At 34.1% G+C, this 18,141-nt stretch carries 17 protein-coding genes; 9 read left to right on the top strand and 8 right to left on the bottom strand.

The annotated features are described in order from the left end of the window. Positions 1 to 104: 104 nt before the first annotated feature. The gene (locus HLK68_RS08985) at positions 105 to 929 is read right to left on the bottom strand and encodes a PHP domain-containing protein (protein ID WP_006784308.1); all 825 of its coding nucleotides are present in this window, start codon (positions 927 to 929) and stop codon (positions 105 to 107) included. A 244-nt stretch (positions 930 to 1,173) separates the two neighbouring features. Further along, complete coding sequence (locus tag HLK68_RS08980) at positions 1,174 to 2,532, bottom strand: ABC transporter substrate-binding protein (RefSeq protein ID WP_006784309.1); 1,359 nt, start codon at positions 2,530 to 2,532, stop codon at positions 1,174 to 1,176. Between the two features lie 326 nt (positions 2,533 to 2,858). Between HLK68_RS08980 and HLK68_RS08975 the strand changes: the two genes are divergently transcribed. Next, complete coding sequence (locus tag HLK68_RS08975) at positions 2,859 to 4,124, top strand: ISL3 family transposase (RefSeq protein ID WP_202983260.1); 1,266 nt, start codon at positions 2,859 to 2,861, stop codon at positions 4,122 to 4,124. Between the two features lie 150 nt (positions 4,125 to 4,274). Here HLK68_RS08975 and HLK68_RS08970 read toward each other — a convergent pair whose 3' ends face one another. Genes HLK68_RS08970 through HLK68_RS08960 form a run of 3 tightly spaced genes read right to left on the bottom strand, consistent with a single transcriptional unit; the run spans position 4,275 to position 7,190 of the window. After that, entirely contained in the window at positions 4,275 to 4,838 is a 564-nt protein-coding gene (locus tag HLK68_RS08970) for an NUDIX hydrolase (RefSeq protein ID WP_009606983.1), read from the bottom strand. Between the two features lie 46 nt (positions 4,839 to 4,884). Beyond that, positions 4,885 to 5,319: a hypothetical protein gene (locus HLK68_RS08965; RefSeq protein WP_006784311.1), complete on the bottom strand. Its 435-nt coding sequence runs from the start codon at positions 5,317 to 5,319 to the stop codon at positions 4,885 to 4,887. Continuing rightward, positions 5,316 to 7,190, bottom strand: coding sequence for a DEAD/DEAH box helicase (locus tag HLK68_RS08960; RefSeq protein ID WP_132942749.1), 1,875 nt, complete (start codon positions 7,188 to 7,190; stop codon positions 5,316 to 5,318). The genes HLK68_RS08965 and HLK68_RS08960 overlap by 4 nt, the downstream gene beginning before the upstream one ends. Before the next feature lie 171 nt (positions 7,191 to 7,361). Here HLK68_RS08960 and HLK68_RS08955 point away from each other — a divergent pair, with 171 nt between their 5' ends. Then, on the top strand, positions 7,362 to 7,877 hold the full coding sequence (locus HLK68_RS08955) for a nitroreductase family protein (RefSeq protein WP_006784313.1): 516 nt from the start codon (positions 7,362 to 7,364) through the stop codon (positions 7,875 to 7,877). 35 nt (positions 7,878 to 7,912) lie between these two features. On the opposite strand, the gene HLK68_RS08950 is transcribed toward HLK68_RS08955, so the two are convergent. Together HLK68_RS08950 and HLK68_RS08945 are read right to left on the bottom strand one after the other, a co-directional pair. Continuing rightward, on the bottom strand, positions 7,913 to 9,241 hold the full coding sequence (locus tag HLK68_RS08950; protein WP_006784314.1) for a sulfatase-like hydrolase/transferase: 1,329 nt from the start codon (positions 9,239 to 9,241) through the stop codon (positions 7,913 to 7,915). 66 nt (positions 9,242 to 9,307) lie between these two features. Continuing rightward, complete coding sequence (locus tag HLK68_RS08945; RefSeq protein WP_132942750.1) at positions 9,308 to 10,378, bottom strand: anaerobic sulfatase maturase; 1,071 nt, start codon at positions 10,376 to 10,378, stop codon at positions 9,308 to 9,310. A gap of 133 nt (positions 10,379 to 10,511) precedes the next feature. Between HLK68_RS08945 and HLK68_RS08940 the strand changes: the two genes are divergently transcribed. The 7 genes from HLK68_RS08940 to HLK68_RS08910 all read left to right on the top strand — a co-directional run bounded on the left by HLK68_RS08940 (position 10,512) and on the right by HLK68_RS08910 (position 15,270). Then, on the top strand, positions 10,512 to 11,117 hold the full coding sequence (locus HLK68_RS08940) for a class I SAM-dependent methyltransferase (protein WP_006784316.1): 606 nt from the start codon (positions 10,512 to 10,514) through the stop codon (positions 11,115 to 11,117). A gap of 80 nt (positions 11,118 to 11,197) precedes the next feature. Further along, complete coding sequence (locus tag HLK68_RS08935) at positions 11,198 to 11,905, top strand: DUF3298 and DUF4163 domain-containing protein (protein ID WP_006784317.1); 708 nt, start codon at positions 11,198 to 11,200, stop codon at positions 11,903 to 11,905. Between the two features lie 228 nt (positions 11,906 to 12,133). After that, positions 12,134 to 12,640, top strand: a complete 507-nt coding sequence (locus tag HLK68_RS08930; RefSeq protein WP_006784318.1) for an RNA polymerase sigma factor — start codon at positions 12,134 to 12,136, stop codon at positions 12,638 to 12,640. After that, complete coding sequence (locus HLK68_RS08925) at positions 12,633 to 13,502, top strand: DUF3298 and DUF4163 domain-containing protein (RefSeq protein WP_006784319.1); 870 nt, start codon at positions 12,633 to 12,635, stop codon at positions 13,500 to 13,502. The genes HLK68_RS08930 and HLK68_RS08925 overlap by 8 nt, the downstream gene beginning before the upstream one ends. 55 nt (positions 13,503 to 13,557) lie before the next feature. Next, positions 13,558 to 14,400, top strand: a complete 843-nt coding sequence (locus HLK68_RS08920) for a polysaccharide deacetylase family protein (RefSeq protein ID WP_009607022.1) — start codon at positions 13,558 to 13,560, stop codon at positions 14,398 to 14,400. A 12-nt stretch (positions 14,401 to 14,412) separates the two neighbouring features. Continuing rightward, positions 14,413 to 14,997, top strand: a complete 585-nt coding sequence (locus tag HLK68_RS08915) for a hypothetical protein (protein ID WP_006784321.1) — start codon at positions 14,413 to 14,415, stop codon at positions 14,995 to 14,997. 99 nt (positions 14,998 to 15,096) lie between these two features. Beyond that, complete coding sequence (locus HLK68_RS08910; protein WP_006784322.1) at positions 15,097 to 15,270, top strand: hypothetical protein; 174 nt, start codon at positions 15,097 to 15,099, stop codon at positions 15,268 to 15,270. A 252-nt stretch (positions 15,271 to 15,522) separates the two neighbouring features. Here the strand turns inward: HLK68_RS08910 and HLK68_RS08905 are convergent, their stop codons facing one another. Then, positions 15,523 to 17,958: a glycogen/starch/alpha-glucan phosphorylase gene (locus HLK68_RS08905; protein ID WP_006784323.1), complete on the bottom strand. Its 2,436-nt coding sequence runs from the start codon at positions 17,956 to 17,958 to the stop codon at positions 15,523 to 15,525. Positions 17,959 to 18,141 lie beyond the last annotated feature (183 nt).

Below are 18,141 nucleotides of genomic sequence, written 5' to 3'. Positions count from 1 at the left end.
TTATAAATTATTCCTTTTTATAAAGAAAAAGTACCATTATTTTTTCAAAAATCACGCCAAAAATCGCTAATGTTATTTTATGTCGAAAGCGATATCATTTTGTATTAAAACTTTAAAACTAAATCTGAATCCTCTTTTTTAATACATCCCATCACATATTCATCCTCTTTTTTACTCATCTCACCATGACAATCACATCCAACTGTTATCATTAAATCATGTTCTTGACAAAACTCAACACAACATGCTGTCAACTCTTCACTATGAATCGGATAGTAACACTCAATTCCATCAATTCCTTGTGACACCAGAAGTTTAAAATCTTCTACGACTTCATCTAATGGTGTAAAACGATAATACTTTCCAGGATGAGCAAGCACCGCTTTACCACCACACGCATGAATTTGAACAATGGCCTCTTCAACAGTAGGAAACTCATAATTCCAGTAAAATACTTCATATTCTTTGTAAAATTTAAAACCATCCATTAAATTATCCGTTAATCCGCGATCCATTAAATAATGAATGCCTTTAAATCCACCTTTAGTACGGTCATACGTATAATTTTCATAATCTTCAGACGATACTTGCGGATAATCCTTTTCCATTAACTTGACTAAATCAATCCCCATTTGATCTAACTGATGACGTGATTTTTGAATAATCGCTAAAAACTCCTCATTCACGTTAAAATTATAGGCTAATAAATGGACAGACTTTGTTTTAAACACACAGTCTAACTCCACCCCTACCACATAATTCATCTCTAACTCTTGACAGGCAGCTTCAAACTCTTCATGAGCTTCAATGGTGTTATGATCAGTTACTGAAATCAATCCTAATCCTTTTTTCTTTGCTAATTGAACCATTTCACGCGGCGAAAATGAGCCATCTGAATAATACGTATGCATATGTAAATCTACTAACATTTAAACAACTCCTAACAAAATTCATACTTCTATCATTATAACAGAAAACGACAAATTCTGAAATTCCATCCAACCTTTCGCGAAGTAAAATAAAAAAAGACTACCTTCTATTGATTATTTAAAGAAAAGAATAATAACTCCTGCTATCCTAATCTGCTTATCAAATACGATTTCGATAAAACTAATAGGAAAGTATTTTAACATTAAAAAACACCGCTAAATAGCGGTGTTTTGGTCACTATAATTATTTTAAAGCTTTTAATGCTGCTTCAACTGCTGCAGCAGGTTCCATACCTTCTAATACAACACGTTCAATGGCTAATCCTGCTTCTGTACGCACATTATAAGAAGAGAAAGTATCTGTATAGAATGCTGGATCATAGAAGTAGTAGTCTGCTTGTGCTGGTCCAGTTTGTTTTGTTGAGTTTCCTGATTCAGAAATATACGCTTGATATTCAGCTGAATCAATAACTGATTGACGAATTGGTAAGTATCCTGTGTTCGTTGCCCATAAAAGATTTGCTTCATAAGATCCTAAATATTTAGCAAACTCATACGCAGCATAAACTTGCTCATCAGTTTGACCTAAGTTCATAACAACAACATTAGTTCCTTGTTGGATAACTGCTTTTGTATCGTCAGAAACTTGTGGAATTGGAGCAGAATCCCATTCAAAGTTATCATTCACAACATGAGTCGATCCTGAAGTTGATCCAATAAACATATGAACTAATTCAGAAACGAATGGTCCTGACATATATTTATCTTCCCCTGGTAAACGCCAATATCCAGCATCTGTATTACGTTTAATCATCTCTAATGCTTGTACTGCAGCATCAGTTTCACCGAATAAGACTTCACCTTGAGATGTTGTATATTGTCCTCCAAATTGTTGAACTAATGTGATGAACGCATTTTGAGCTGAGTCAAATCCGAAAGCTGGTTTTCCAGTAATTTCAGTGATTTGTTTAGAAACTTCTTCTAATTCTGTCCAAGTTGTTGGAACTGTTAAACCATGTTCTTCGAAGAATGTTTTATTGTAATATAAAACTTCTGTTGATTTATTAAATGGTAATGAGTAGAACGTTCCATCTGTTGTATATTGACTGTTTTCTAAGCGATATGCTTCTGCAATATCTTCAAAATCAGTGATTCCTACTTCTGGGTGTTCGATATATTCATTTAAAGCAACAACTGCACCTGATTGTAAATATTCTGCTACCCAATCAGGATATGCCTGAGAAATAGCTGGTGCATTTTTTGCTTTGATAGCGGCTGTTGTTTTAGATTTTAAATCATTATAAGCTCCTTGATAAACAGGAGTTACCGTAATTCCTTTTTCTTGTCCAATTGTTGAATTAAAGTTTTCAACTAATTCGTTTACAACTTTTTCATTATCTCCTGACATCGCATGCCAGAATTCGATTGAAACTGGTTCATTAATTGTAACAACTAAGTCATTACCTGTTTCTTTTGTTGTGTCTGTTGATTCTTCTGTAGTAGGTGTTTCAGGTGTTACTTGTTCTCCTTTTGTTTCATTTGAGCAAGCTACCACTGTTGATAATCCTAATACTACTGTTAGCGAAGCTAATAATTTTTTCACTTTTTTTGTCCTCCCTAAAATTCAATATGGCCGTTGAATTTAATATGTATTAAAGGATTTCTCCTTTGATACCTGTTTCATACATTTGTTTCTCTATTTTTCCTTTTCACTTACACCCAGATTATACACATTTTTTTCCATCAAATCAACAAATTAACATAAAAATTAACAAAAATATAAAAAATAAAAAGTGATTAATTAAGGTTCTATAATATTTGGTGTTGCAAACTAAGCAACGCCTTTTTTATGGCATCAAAAAAGAGACATCAAGTCTCTATCCTGTTACAATGTTATCGGCTAAAACAATATTGAAAGGATAATTTTTGATGTCTCACTCATATTCTACTAGAAAATTTTTAAATATTAAAGATAAAAATATCATCTTTCCTGAAGATTATTTTGAAGAAGTTAAATTAAATGGGATCACTAGCTTTGTTTTTAAGGGAATCTTATCTTACCAACCCACTCATTGTGAACACTGTGGAACTCTTTTTGATTCCAATTTTAAAAAGCATGGGTTTAAAACTTCTCGAATTATCATTCCAAAAGTATCACTCCATGATACCTATTTAGTTTTAAAGAAACAGCGTTATTATTGTGGGCATTGTCAATCCACCTTTACATTAAAAACATCTATTGTTGAAAAGAACTGTTATATTTCTTACAATACGAAACACGCGATTGCTTTAGAAGCTCAAAATAAAATTTCAGAGTGCGATATTGCCCGTCGCCATCAAGTTTCTCATTCAACCGTTAATCGGATCATTCATAGCTTTTATGAATCTCAAACTTTGAACTTTAATGATCTACCTGAAAATCTTTGTTTTGATGAATTTAAATCGGTAAAATCGGCTGAGGGTCATATGTCTTTTATCTTTTGTGATGCAGATACCAAGCAGATTATTGATATCATTGAAGATCGACGCTTAACCTCTCTTCAGACTTATTTCAAGCGATACACAAAAGAAGCTCGTGCGCGTGTGAAACATATTGTCACTGATATGTACGCCCCTTATATCAGTTTGATTAAGGAGCTTTTTCCTCATGCCAAAATTGTCCTTGATAAGTTTCACCTCGTTCAACATATCTCCCGTGCACTCAATAAAACACGTATTCGATTAATGAAAAAATTCAAAAAACATGGTCGTAAATTCAAACGTTACTGGCGACTATTTTTAAAATCACATACCCTACTCGATACCACAACTTATCGATCTGTTTATTGTTTTAAGCAACCGATGCGTGAAATAGATATCTTAAACTTCCTTCTCGATTTATCACCTGAATTAAAAGCAACTTATGAGCTTTATCAAGATTTACTATTCGCCATTCAATCGAAAAATGTGAATCGATTTAATCACTTACTTGAAACAGAACATCCAATGATTTCACCCGAACTTCAAACATCTTTTCAAACCTTTAAAACCTATACTTCTTATATCTACAATACTCTGACTACTCCCTATACTAATGGTCCTATTGAAGGAATCAATAATAAAATTAAAGTCATCAAACGTATCGCGTTAAAGTCATCAAACGTATCGCGTTTGGATATCGCAGCTTCTATCATTTCAAATCAAGAATTCTTATGATTCAAAATCTAACTAAACCCAAAAGAAAAATCCTAGCAGCATAGCTACTAGGATTTCAATTCGGTCGTTCATTATAATAGGTTACAAATTAATCAGCAACACTATTTGACAAAGAACCTTAATTAAATAATCCCCCTTCATTTTTGTAGATTATTTTGTAATTTTTTTTGATTTATTCACCAGTTTTTCATAGACAGGTAACATCTGTGGTTCATCACAAAACGATGCTAACTCATCAATCGGTAACCACCCAACATTACTATTTTCATCTTCTTTAATTCTTAAAATATCGGCTTCACTTGCGACTAATAAATAAGAAACATTTAAATGCAAATGTGAACTAACATATTGACCTTTTTTCATATGTCCCCAAACTGGCAAAATATCAAGCGCCATTATTTCCTCACTTAGAGGACGAATATTCACCACGCCAGTTTCCTCTTTTGCCTCTTTTATCGCAACTTTTAATAAGTCAGCTTCTCCATCTGCATGGCCACCTGTCCAAGCCCAGCTTTGATATAAATTATGATAAATCATTAAAACTTTATCCAATGTTTCATTTAAAATAAAACCAGAACTTGTTAAATGTGCAAATTCATTTTCACGTGTTAAAAGATTGTGAGAAAATGCCTCTATATAATCAAGCATCACCTTTTGATCTTGAACTTCTTGTTCATTTATCGGCTGATACCTTTTAATTTGATTCTTATACATCAAGTTCACTCCTATCTTTTTGTATTCTATCATAACTATTCCACTCTTAATGTTTATTTTGCAACCTAATCATCACAAAGTCATCTAAATCGATTTCCTTTAACTCACACCCCACATATCCCTTCAAAAATGTGTCTAATTCTAAAGTATCCAATATCAACTGAATTTCACTCATCAACTTGTCACTACGACGCTTATAACCAAACTCTTTTAAGACAGTTCGAAGCTTAATGCGGACAAACTCGCACTCTTCATTGTACACAAGCCGCAACTTGATAACCTTGAAAAAACTCCACAAAGCCTCCTCCTGATTTTTAATTAATTCGCGTCCTTCAACTAATAATTCAAGCTCAACATCCACCAACCTTTCATAAATTGAAGCTTCCTGTGAGTAAATCATGTGGATGATTTTTCGTTCTTTTGAATACGGAAAATCAGAAATCCTTAAAAACTGTGCCACTTCTTTTGGTGTATACATCATCCTCTAATTCCCTCCTTCATCAAGCGTCTTAACTCAAGATTTAACTGCCTCATAAAAAAGGACTTCTTATGAAAATAAATAGAATACAACTTCGTCGCATCATTCCACAGCTCATCAATATAACTTACTTGCTGTGACCGAGTCAGATCCTGCTCAATAATAAAGGTGGCAACCGCTTTAAGATCAATTTTCTCACGATCGAGTTCATCAAATGATAAAAAAGGCGGTTTCACTCGATACTTCGCATAATATTTTAAAATCGCCATAATATCTCGTTCATCGTAAGCCGGAACAATTTCACCTGTGAAACAACGTCTCGAACAAATCGAACTTAACTCTTTCAGTTTCTCTCTTGATAAGCTAGTTTCGTTAATCTGATGATACTCAAAAAAGGATGGCAATTGCTTAATCAAATGCTCATAGCGTCTTTTTGTACTATCGTAAACTAAAACAGGATGGCTCTTCTTCCCAAGCGTCACATTATAAAGACCTAGTGGGACTCGTTTAATAAATGGAATCTTCTCAAGTTCTTTCGTATCGACACTATCATCAAGCATCTGTGCAAATAGCTCAAGTTGCTTTAACGAAATCATCTCCACTACTTTTAAAGACTCTGAAACCTGCTCCTCATCCATCACATCTGTAGACTGATAAAAAATACTTTCTGAATTAATCCACGCAATTTGATCCTGCCAATCATCTACAAAACTAACTAAATACGCATCTTTTGTGCCTCCAGCGACCTCTCCTCTTAATGCACGACCAATCATTTGCGTCATCAAAATACTCGAAACCGTAGGTCTAGTTAAAAAGACCGTTTTTGTACAAGGTAAATCAATCCCCTCAGTTAAAATATTGACGTTAATTAAAACTTGAATTTTTCCCTGTTGATAAGCAGTGATAACTTCTTGATTTTGATGTGCTAATTCCATCAAATCACGAGAAATCACAATTCCACATCTAATCTCTGCTTTTTCAAATAAAGTTTTCAAAACAAGAGCATGCATCCGATTAATCGCAAACACAATCGTCTGTTGATAACGGTCTTGATTCAATTTATAATGGTTGACAATCATCGCATTTCGCACTTTATGTCCGACTAATTTTGTGGCGATTTCCCCGGAAATAATATCGGAAATCTTCATTTTTTGTAACTCTTTGGGTGTTGCTGTAAAAGTTAAATCCGTTGTACACTCTTCAAAATGAGGCCTTGCTAAAATGCCACGCTTAATTAAATCTGTTAAATCAATTTTATAGCAAATATCATCCCTAAAAATCTGAGCTAAAATACCGGACTCTTTTTCTTCCGTCCTAAAAGGTGTCGCCGTTAATCCCAGCAATTTGACCTGTTCAACCTGTGAATCTATATAATTTAAAATAGTTTGATACGACTTCGCAGGTGCATGATGCGCCTCATCAATCACGACATATACTTCTTTTTGATCCTTTAACCAAGATTTTAATCCATTTAGACGACTAACTAAACTATCCTTACTAATGATTAACAAATCATCCTCTTTTTTTATCTGACTCACTTTATCATGAATGCCAGAAACAATTCGATAATCAAAACTCCAACGCGTTGGCATACAAGTAGCGTATGCATTCTGTTTAAACGTCATCAATGCCTGTTCAAGTAACATTTGACGATGCGCAATCCATAACACTTTCTTTCCCTCATTCAACGCCTTTTTAAGTAACCACCAACTAGCTGTCAACGTTTTCCCACCACCGGTTGGAATGACTACGAGCGTACGAAAAGATGATTGTTCATCCATCTCATCTAAACAACTGATTGCTTCTAACTGGTGTTCATATAACTCTCGTGGATTCTTTTTAGGAATCACCTTTACCGTCCCAAAAACTTTCATGATACTCCTCTTTCTATAGACAAAAAAATCATACAGATTTTTTTATTATACTAAATCTTCTCCTCAAGCGTCAATGAAACCAAAACTCGCACTCCACCCATTATTCCATGCATGAGCTAACTTTTAATTGTTAAAACTAACAAAGAAAATTTTAGATAACGGAGTTGATTGATGATGAATACATTAGAAGCAATCTCAAAATCAAGTAGCCATCGTGAATACCAAGACACACCTTTAACTGAAGACCAACTTAAAGTATTATTAGAAGCTGGCCTATATGCCCCAAGTAGTGAAAACGAACAACCTTGGTACCTTGTTGGTATTTTAAACAAAGAAAAAGTTGAACAACTTGACAAAGATATTCAAGCCATTCATCAAGACACAAAAGCACACTTCTTCTACGCTCCTGCTGCTATTTTAGTTGCCGTCAATAAAACAGCTAAAACACCTATTGTTGACGCTGCAACGTGTACACAAAACATCCTACTCGCAGCCGAAGACTTAAATCTTGCAGCGTGTTGGGTTGATGGAATTCTGGCGATTAATAACAGTGATAAATTCGAACACTATAAAAAAGAATTCAATCTCCCTGATGGATACGAATTCCAAACAAGTATTGCACTAGGTCATCGTGTTAATACTCCATCTCGTGGACCACGTAAAGGTCAATACATTATCGTTAAATAACCAAAAAGTGTCGCTGCAATGGCGACACTCTTTTTTTAATTCACAACTATATTGAACACCTCATGAGCACGATTCCCATGCTTCATTATCTTCTCACGCAACACTTTTTTAACTTCTTCATAGTCCAAATCATCAATCAAGTTATGCTTCTCAAGTGGATCTTTCTTTAAATCATAGAGCCATCCCTCAACATAGTAATCACTTCCAAAATCTTCAAACGGCTTTTTATGCGGAGCATGAATTACATACTTATAACGCTCCGTTCTAAGTGCCCGTCCGACCATACTTTCACTAATCTGGATATAAACTTCATTCTCCCACTCATCATCCGTAAAAATAGTTTGAAGGTCACGCCCCTGCATAAAGTCTGAATCCACCTTTGCTAGGCTCAATATCGTTTTCGGTAAATCAAGGAGACTGACGAGTTTCACTTCCATAACCCCACCTAAAAATCCTGGTCCTCTCATCACAAGTGGAATATGTATTGAATTCTCATCAGGTGAGCGCTTATAGTCATCCGCTCCAAACGGATTAATATACTTTTTCATCGTTTTAAAATGACACCCATGATCACTCGTATAAATAATGAGTGTATTTTCATAAATACCTTGTTCTTTTAACACTGATATAATCCGTCCGACATTTTGATCAAGAGAGTGACAACAGCCTAAATAATCAGGCATCTGAGCTTCCCAATCTCCACTTCCCTCTGCTAAATCATCCGGTTTTACAAAGTTAGCAAATTGCTCTTTACTCCCTATTGGACCTTCAAAAGCATGATGATTATTTTGATGATGTGGTTCAATATAAGAAGCAAATAAGAAAAATGGCACTTCTTTATTTCGATTCATTAAGTAATCTATCACATAGTCTGTCATTGCATCGACACGGTACTTCTCAAATTCCACTTTATTCCCCTCTCGATCAAAAACAAAACCACCGTAACCATCCGACGTAAACTCTAAAACATCGGATGCCATCCAATAATCCTCATAACCACCGCGACGTTCTTTTGGAATGGCAACCGTCTCATAATTCTGTTCACGATCCGTTGCCAAATGCCACTTTCCAACATAGGCCGTTTCATATCCTGCCTCACGAAGTGACTTGGCTAGCGTTGGCTGCCTCTCTGGTAACGAAATTCCATTCACAAAACACCCTGTTTCTGTTGCAAACAATCCCGACTGTAAGCAAGAACGCGCAGGTCCACAAACAGGTTGTGGTGTATAAGCATGTAAAAAATTTACGCCCTCAAACGCCAAAGCATCCAAATTAGGTGTCATATCAAGCGGTTGCCCATTCACACCTAGTGTATCAAAACGCTGCTGATCACAAAATAAAAACACAATATTCGGTCTTTGCATAAATCCCCCTCCACTTGTATGCGCTAACCTTATTATATCACCCTAAAATCCCCACCTCAGTTTTGTCTATATGTTAGTCATTAAAATCCTATTTGCCATCCACTGAAGTAACGGATAAGCTTCCTCCAAAAAGGCTTGATAGGCCTGACAATACTTATTGACACCTAATTGTGATACTCGCTCACGACGACATCCCCCATAACATAAACGATACCATTTGCACTTCTTGCACGTCTTAGAAAAAATCGGTTCTAAAAACTGAAGGTCTCGTCGTTTATCATTTAACACTTCAAAATTATCTTGAAGCAAATTTCCCAAATAATAAGCATCCATCATATAAAAATCACACGGATAAACACTACCATCTGCCTCCAAAACATAATGCATTCCACATCGTCCAAGTCTTCCACACGTCTTCGGAAACTCTGCACATAAAAGATGTAGCAAATCATCAAAATAGCCAATAGAAATTAAATTTCCCTTCGTTGCATCGTCAAACCATAACTGAAATAACGTCTTTAAAAAAGTGGTATAGGAGTCCACACTAAGATAATTGTGATTATCAAGTGAATCTAGACACGGTATAAATTGTAAATATCTAAAATGATGCTGTTTATAGAACGTGTAAATCGCTGCAATCTGCTCACAAACCTCATCCGTCACAACTGTTAATACATTAAATGGCACTTCAAATCGCTTTAATAACTCGGCTGCCTTCACCACTTGATCAAAATTCTTCCCTCTATAACATTCATGCGTTACTTTAATCCCATCAATCGAAAGACCGACTAAAAAGTCATGCTGTTTAAAAAAGTGCGCCCATGATTCATCTAGGAGCAAACCATTACTTTGAATCGAATTCATAATCTTTACGTGATGCACATTATAACGTTGTTGAAACTTGATGACATGCTCATAAAAATGAAGTCCTACTAACGTGGGTTCCCCTCCCTGAAATAAAAATGAACAAACATCCACTTCATACTCTAATGCTTTTTTTATAATTACTTCTAGAGTTTCTACTTTCATCATCCCATAATCAGATTGGCTCCGATTCAAACTCTCATCCTCATAAAAACAATACTTACATTTTAAATTACAACGACTTGATGCTGGCTTTATTAAAATGGATAACACACAATCCCCCCTTAGTTACTATCACTTTAATCGCTTAAGTGGGCAAATAAAGTCGTTTTTTGAAACCAACCTTGATAAATTGCCTATAAAGTCCTACAATAAAGGCAAGAGACCACATAGAAAGGTAATCACCATGAACGAAAAAAAATATGAAACTTTATTAAATATTCAAACGAGTGGAGAAGACAAATATCATACCTCTGCTAAATATCATCGCTACGAACCAACCCCTTATGACGTTCTTGAAACGTTATTTAATCACTATCAATTAACTAAAAATGATCACATTGTTGATTTTGGTTGCGGAAAGGGCCGTTTAAATTTTTATATTCATCATCAATTCCAGGCTTATGTGACTGGCATTGAAATGAATGAAACGTATTATCAGGATGCGATTCATAATCAACTTAACTACCAAAAAAAATACCCATTAAAAGAAGAGAAAATAAAGTTTCTATGCTGTTATGCAGAAGAATATAACATCGATCCACTCGATAACAAGTTTTATTTTTTTAATCCTTTCTCGATTCAAATCCTTCGAAAAGTCATCGAAAAAATTTTAATATCCCTTGAAGAGCATCCACGATGTGTTGAACTCATCTTCTACTATCCATCTGATGACTATCTTTACTATTTAGAGCACAAAACAGCCTTTTCCTTAATTCATAACATCCCGCTTCCAAATCATCATAAAAATCATCGGGAACGATTTCTCGTTTATCAACTTTCATATATCTAAAAAGATGTCTATGCATCTTTTTTTCTTTTGTATACTTTCTTTTAATTCGAACAAATTAAAGTTAAAGGAGGATGATTACCATGAAAAAACGATGGTTATTTCTAAGTTTCATCGCCATGTGTTTACTTTGTGAGATTAAAATTTATGCCAAGGACTCTCTCAACTACGTCAATACCGTCAAAGAAGAACACACCGAGTCCCCTCTACTTAAAATCGACTTAACGGTTCCAGGTCTTTCAAACACATCTTTTCCTGAACTCGAAAAAGATATTAACAACGATATCTTACATAAAGTCAATTCTAAAATAGAGGAAGTGACACATGAGTCTGAGCAATATTATGAAGCATTTATGGCCTCTCATTCAAAAGAAGATCAGTTCATCCCACTTGAAGTTTTGGTGACTTATGACATAAAAAAAGAAAATGCTGATGTGTTATCATTTGAATTAACCTTATTTAAAAGTTTTTTGAGTGCTCAAACAGAAGAATACTTTTACAATATCGATTTAACCACTGGAAAAATGCTCACACTCGAAGATTTTTTTGGCCCTACTTATAAAGAAATTATCAATCCTCAAATCAAACAACAAATTGCACAACGAGAAAAACATGAAAATCAATTATTCTTTCATGATGAAAATGAATTCCAATCCATTTCAGATCATCAAAAATTTTATCTAAATGAGCAAAATCAAATTGTCATTGTTTTTGATAAATATGACATTGCGCCTGGCTATATGGGTTTTCCTGAATTTATAGTTGATCAAGAGACCACTTCAACTCATTAGAAGTGGTCTTTTATTTTGACACAATATGATTCACGCAAATTCATGGGATAAATCATACTACTCCATTAACAGCTAGTCCTATTCGCCAAGAGCACAGGTCATTACTATGACTCCTTTCCATTCTAAATAATTAAAAATATACACTTTTTAAAAATTTTTTAAACTTTTTTAAACTTATATGCGTCTAATGAATGGGAACAAATTAGGGTTAGAAGGGAGCCGACGGCCGTGGCACCACATCAAGATGAGGAAGTATACAAACAACTAGTTGAATTTATAACGACCAATCAAGCTCAATTTTATCGGTTTGCTTATCGTTATATTCCAAATGAACAAGCGGCGCTCGATGTTGTATCAAACGCCGTATATAAAGCTTTAACTAAATATCAAAATTTACGCGAGATGAACCATTTGAAAACATGGTTTTATCGTATTCTCATAAATGAAAGCATGACCTATCTTCGTAAAAATAAAAGAATGCTCGCCATTGAGGAAATTGATTTTGTCATGGGATATCAACATCAATATGACATAGATGAATTAAATCTGTATCAAAACGTCAATGCATTACCAGATAAATTAAGGGTCATTATCATTCTTCGTTTTTATGAGGAAATGTCTTTAGAAGAAATCGCAACGATTACTAAACTGAATCTCAGTACAGTAAAATCGAGGTTATACAAAGCCTTAAAACTATTAAAACTTGAACTCAAGGAGAGTGATTTTTATGAATAGACTAAGAGGCACCAAAAAAATTTATGATGAAACTCCTATTCCAAAAGAATTAACCGATGTTGTCAATGAGGCTATTTATGCGTCGGCTCAGGGCTCCCGTCCTATTAACTCTAGGTCTCCTTTCATAGCCATTTTTTTATCTATTTCAACGGTTTTTATTTTATTACTAAACACTTCTCCAACCTTTGCTGCAAGCCTTTCAGATATTCCTATTATTAGCCAACTAGCAAAAATCTTTACCATTAGTAGTTACTATCATGAGGATACAGTGAAATTAGTTGATGTTAAAATTCCGGGATTAAAAGATACTGGCAATACAAAACTTGAAAATCAAATCAACCAGGAGATTTTAGAAAAAATTAATTTAAGTGTCGCAGAGTCGGAAAAACGAGCTCAAGAATATTACGATGCTTTCATGGCCACGAATACAGAAGGACAAGAGTTTCTACCTGTTTTGGTCAATGTTGATTATGAAATTAAGTATAGTGATGATCACTTTGTATCATTTGTTATTACGAAAAGTGAAAACTACGTGAGTGTTGGAACTGAAAAATATTTCTATAATATTGATTTGAACACTGGGAAAGAAGTGACGCTTAAAGATATTTTGGGTGATCAATATAAAGAGATTATTGACCCTCAAATTAAACAACAAATTGTTGATCGAGAAAAAGATGGTTATCAACTATTCTTCCATGAAAATGAAAATGAATTTAAAAGCATTGCTGATAACCAAACCTTTTATATTAATTCATCAGGAGATGTAGTGGTTGTCTTTGATAAATACTCCATTGCTCCTGGTTATATGGGATTCCCTGAATTTACAATCCATTCATCTTCTTTACCTACCACTGGTAGGTAAACTTTTTAAAACAAATTGTCGAATTTTGCAATCATAAAGAAATGAGGATAAAATTATGAAAAATCAGTATCGAAGAAGTAAAAAAAGCTATAAACCACGATTTTATGTGTTATCAGGTTTGATTGCTATCCTTTTAGTAGCTGGAAGTTTTCTCATTCATTTACAACTTCAAAGTAGTCACCTCTCACTTTCTCAAGAAGATATTGACTACGTTTCATTTGAGCCAATGAAAGAAATAAAAAAATGGCATAATCAAGATATAAAGTTCGTTTACTTAACGTTTGATGATGGACCTTCTCATAATGCTGAAAAAGTATTAGATATTTTAAAAGAGAATCATGTTCCTGCTACGTTCTTTGTTCTTGGAACGTCAATTAATAACAATACAGATTCACAGGCTATTTTAAATCGCATGTTAGACGAGGGACATTATATCGGAATGCATACGATGACACACCAATATGATTATCTTTACAAAGGGGCTACAGCACCACAAAATTTTGTGAATGAATTAAAAGAAGAACAACAATTAATCGCGTCGTTAACCAATGGGTTTGAAAGTCAATTATGTCGCGCGCCTTATGGAACAGGTGGGGGAACATTTAAAGATGGACATGTACAAGCTTTAAAAGATAATGGATTGAAATGTTGGGATTGGGATGTTGATTCCTTGGACTGGAAATATAGCAATCCTGACCAAGTCATGGATAATGTTAAATACTATACGGAAATGAATGCTAAGAAAGAAAACCTCGTCGTGTTATTCCATGAAAAAAATAGTACCATTGAGGTTTTACCTCGCGTTATCGAATACTATCGTGATTTAGGTTATGAATTTTTAGCTTATAATCCAAATCATCACTTTAGTAAAAACTTTTTCCACAACGATGACATTTAGGAGGAATTATTTATGAGAAATAAACCACTCATTACCATTATTATTTTAACAGCAATCGGAATTTTCATAGGATTTAATTTTCAAACCCCTGGCATGAAACAATATAATCAATTAAATAAAATTGATGAAAGTATTCAGACTGCCTTAGTTCACGAAGACACTACTCTTACAAAACGACTTGATACGTTTTATCAAACAGTTAACACGATTATTGAACAAGCAACCACTTCTGAAAATCAAGATCAAATTTCATTTGAATCGTACGAAAGTGAATTTGCTATTCTATCACGTATGAATCAAAATTTAGCCGAGGTATTAAAGGCATCACTAAACAAACTTCCTAATAATGATCTTGGTCATCTTGAAAAAGAAAGGTTAACAAGCTTAGAGGCATTAACTCAAGCAATTGAAACACTGATTAAAGATCTTAGTAATCTTGAGGAAATCGTTCATACCGCTAAACCTGTTCAAGCGAGAGATTATGTGCTAAATATACAAGAAAATTTTAATAATATTCAAGTCCTTCAACACCGTTACATCGATCAATACCAAACATATCTAACTGCTAAAACAGATTTTTATCAAAGCTTGAAATAATCACTCTCACGACTTCTTTCATTTAATCATATACTAGTATTAAGTTTTATCATATTAATGCTCAAACTTTTCCATACTAATAGCAAAGGAGATGGTCATATGATTAAGTTTTTTGCCGATTCAAGTCCTCAATCATTAGAAACAAAAGTGAATCATTGGATTGAGGAACACGGCACGATTGAAGTCTTAAATATGAGTTATGTTATTTTAAACGAACCAAGTACAATGTATCATCTTGCTCTATATTATAACGATGTAACCGTTGATTGGTAATTAAAACCCCTTCATTTAATCTGAAGGGGTTTTATCGTATTTTAAAAAGCCCCTGTAGTGGATCAGTTCTACAGGGGCTTTTTCTATCTGTTCACCTAGTGATAATTATAGATCATCTCTACTCACTAGGAGAGAGATAAAAGTTTTCGCCTATGAAAAACTTTTATCTAAACTTATATAGTTAAAGGAAGCTATCACAATGTAACGTTTATTTATTAGAAAAAATTTATTTTTAAAAAAGGAAGTTACGGATTATTTTTTAAATTTTAATGGTTCCACGTGCCAAATTTGATCAGCATATTCTTGGATAGTTCGGTCTGATGAGAATTTACCTGAACGTGAGATATTGCGGATAGACATTTCAATCCAATGTTGACGGTTTTTATAAGCTTGGTTTGCTTTTTCTTGAGCACGAACATATGAATCGAAGTCTTTTAATACGAAGTATTCATCCCCATTATGTGTTACTGCATTGAAGATATCACGGAATTCTTCTGTATCTGGTGTTAAGAATCCATTAACCAATTGATCAAGAACGCGGCGGATACGTGCATCTGAGTTATAAAGATCCCATGGATTATATCCTCCATTTTGATAATAATTATTTACTTCATCAGCAGTTAATCCAAAGATAAAGCTATTTTCATCTCCAACTAACTCATGAATTTCAACATTTGCTCCATCCATCGTTCCAATTGTCATCGCACCATTCATCATGAATTTCATGTTTCCTGTTCCTGACGCTTCTTTAGATGCTGTTGAAATTTGTTCTGATAAATCTGCAGCCGGCATAATTAATTCAGCATAAGTTACGTTATAGTTTTCAACGAATACAACTTTTAATAACTGATTTGTATCTGGATCATTATTTACTTTTTCAGCAATTGAATTAATTAATTTAATAACTTTCTTCGCAAAGTAATATCCTGAAGCTGCTTTAGCACCGAAGATGAATGATTGTGGGTGGAAGTTAGCTTTGAACTCTTGATCTTCTTTTAATCGGTTATATAAATACATGATATGCATTGCATTTAATAGCTGACGTTTGTAAGCATGTAGACGTTTAACTTGAATATCAAAAATTGAGTTTGGATCTAATTGAACCCCTTGCTCACGATAAATACGTTCTGCTAAGGCTTGTTTTCTTGCATGCTTCATTGAAGCAATGGCCTCTTGAACTTTTGGATCATTAATTTTTTCTTCAAACTTCGCAAGTTCAAATGTATTCGTATGATACCCTGTTCCGATTTCTTTATCTAAAAGAGCGGTTAACTCAGGGTTACAGTGTAATAACCAACGACGGTGAGTAATACCGTTTGTTTTATTATTGAAACGTTCTGGATACATTTCATTGAAATCTTTCATCTCAATTTGAGTTAAGATATCTGTATGTAATTGCGCTACCCCATTGATACTAAATGATCCAACAATTGCTAAGTGTGCCATACGCACTTGATTATGTCCGATAATGGCAAGTTCAGCAACTTTTTGTGGTTGATCCGCATAACGATTTAATAATTCTAAACAATAACGACGGTTGATTTCCTCTGTAATCATATAGATACGTGGTAATAATGGTTGGAATAAGCGTACAGGCCATTTTTCTAAGGCTTCAGCTAAGATAGTATGGTTTGTATACGCACACGTTTTACTTGTAATAGCCCATGCGCTATCCCAATCATAACCCTCTTCATCGATTAAAATACGCATTAATTCAGGAACAATTAAAGCTGGATGAGTATCGTTGATGTGTAATACATTTTTGTCCATGAAGTTATCTAATGTTCCAAATGTTTCTTTATGTTGGCGAACTGCCCAACGAACTCCCGCTGCAACGAAGAAATATTGTTGTTTTAAACGTAAGATTTTTCCTTCTTCTGTTGAATCATCTGGATATAAGAATTCAGAGATGTTACGAACTCCTTTTTCATATTCAACAGCTGACATATTTTTTGGATATTCATTTTCAGTTGGTTCAGATGACCATAAACGTAAGGTATCAACTGTTTTATTTCCATTTGAAATATCTCCAACAACTGGTACATCATAAGGAACAGCACGAACATATTCTTCTGGGATATGAGTATAAACTTCACGCCCATCTATTTTTTCAACTTTAACATATCCATAAAATGGAACTTCAACTGATTCATTTGATTTACGAACTTCCCATACATACCCACGTTGTAACCATTTATCTGGAACTTCAACTTGGTATCCATCGATAATTTTTTGTTCAAAGAATCCATAACGGTAACGAAGACCATTCCCGTGTCCTGGTAATCCTAAAGAAGCAATTGAATCCATAAAACATGCTGCTAAACGACCAAGACCTCCATTTCCAAGTCCTGCATCCGCTTCAATTTTTTCTAATTCATTTAATTCTATATCTAGCTCTTTTAATCCAGCTTCAATCACCGGGCGAATTCCTAAGTTCATAATATTATTTGTTAATAAACGCCCCATTAGGAATTCCATAGAGAAATAATAAACTTGCTTGTGTTTCCCCTCAACAATTGCTTCATTCGTTTCAATCCAGTTAGATGAGATATATTCACGAACTAGCGTTCCTAACGTAAAGTAACGTTGGTGTGGTGTACTTTCTTCAAACTTAATCCCATAAATTTGTTCAACACGTGTTTGGAATGTTTCCTTAAATGTCTTTTTATTAGCAAATACATTAGCCATAGCGAGATGACTCCCTTCCATTATTATGTAACACATATGTAACAGTTACACACTTTTTTCCATTTCATAAACTCATTATAGCACATAAACATTGATAATAAAGGGTTTTAACCCATGTAACGCGTTTCTTGTTATAGTGAAGATTCGATATTATTTGATAAAACACTTGTTTCTATGATAACC

This window comes from Turicibacter sanguinis (genome assembly GCF_013046825.1).
Taxonomy (GTDB): domain Bacteria; phylum Bacillota_I; class Bacilli_A; order MOL361; family Turicibacteraceae; genus Turicibacter; species Turicibacter sanguinis.
This window is presented reverse-complemented; position numbering and strand designations above follow the sequence as displayed.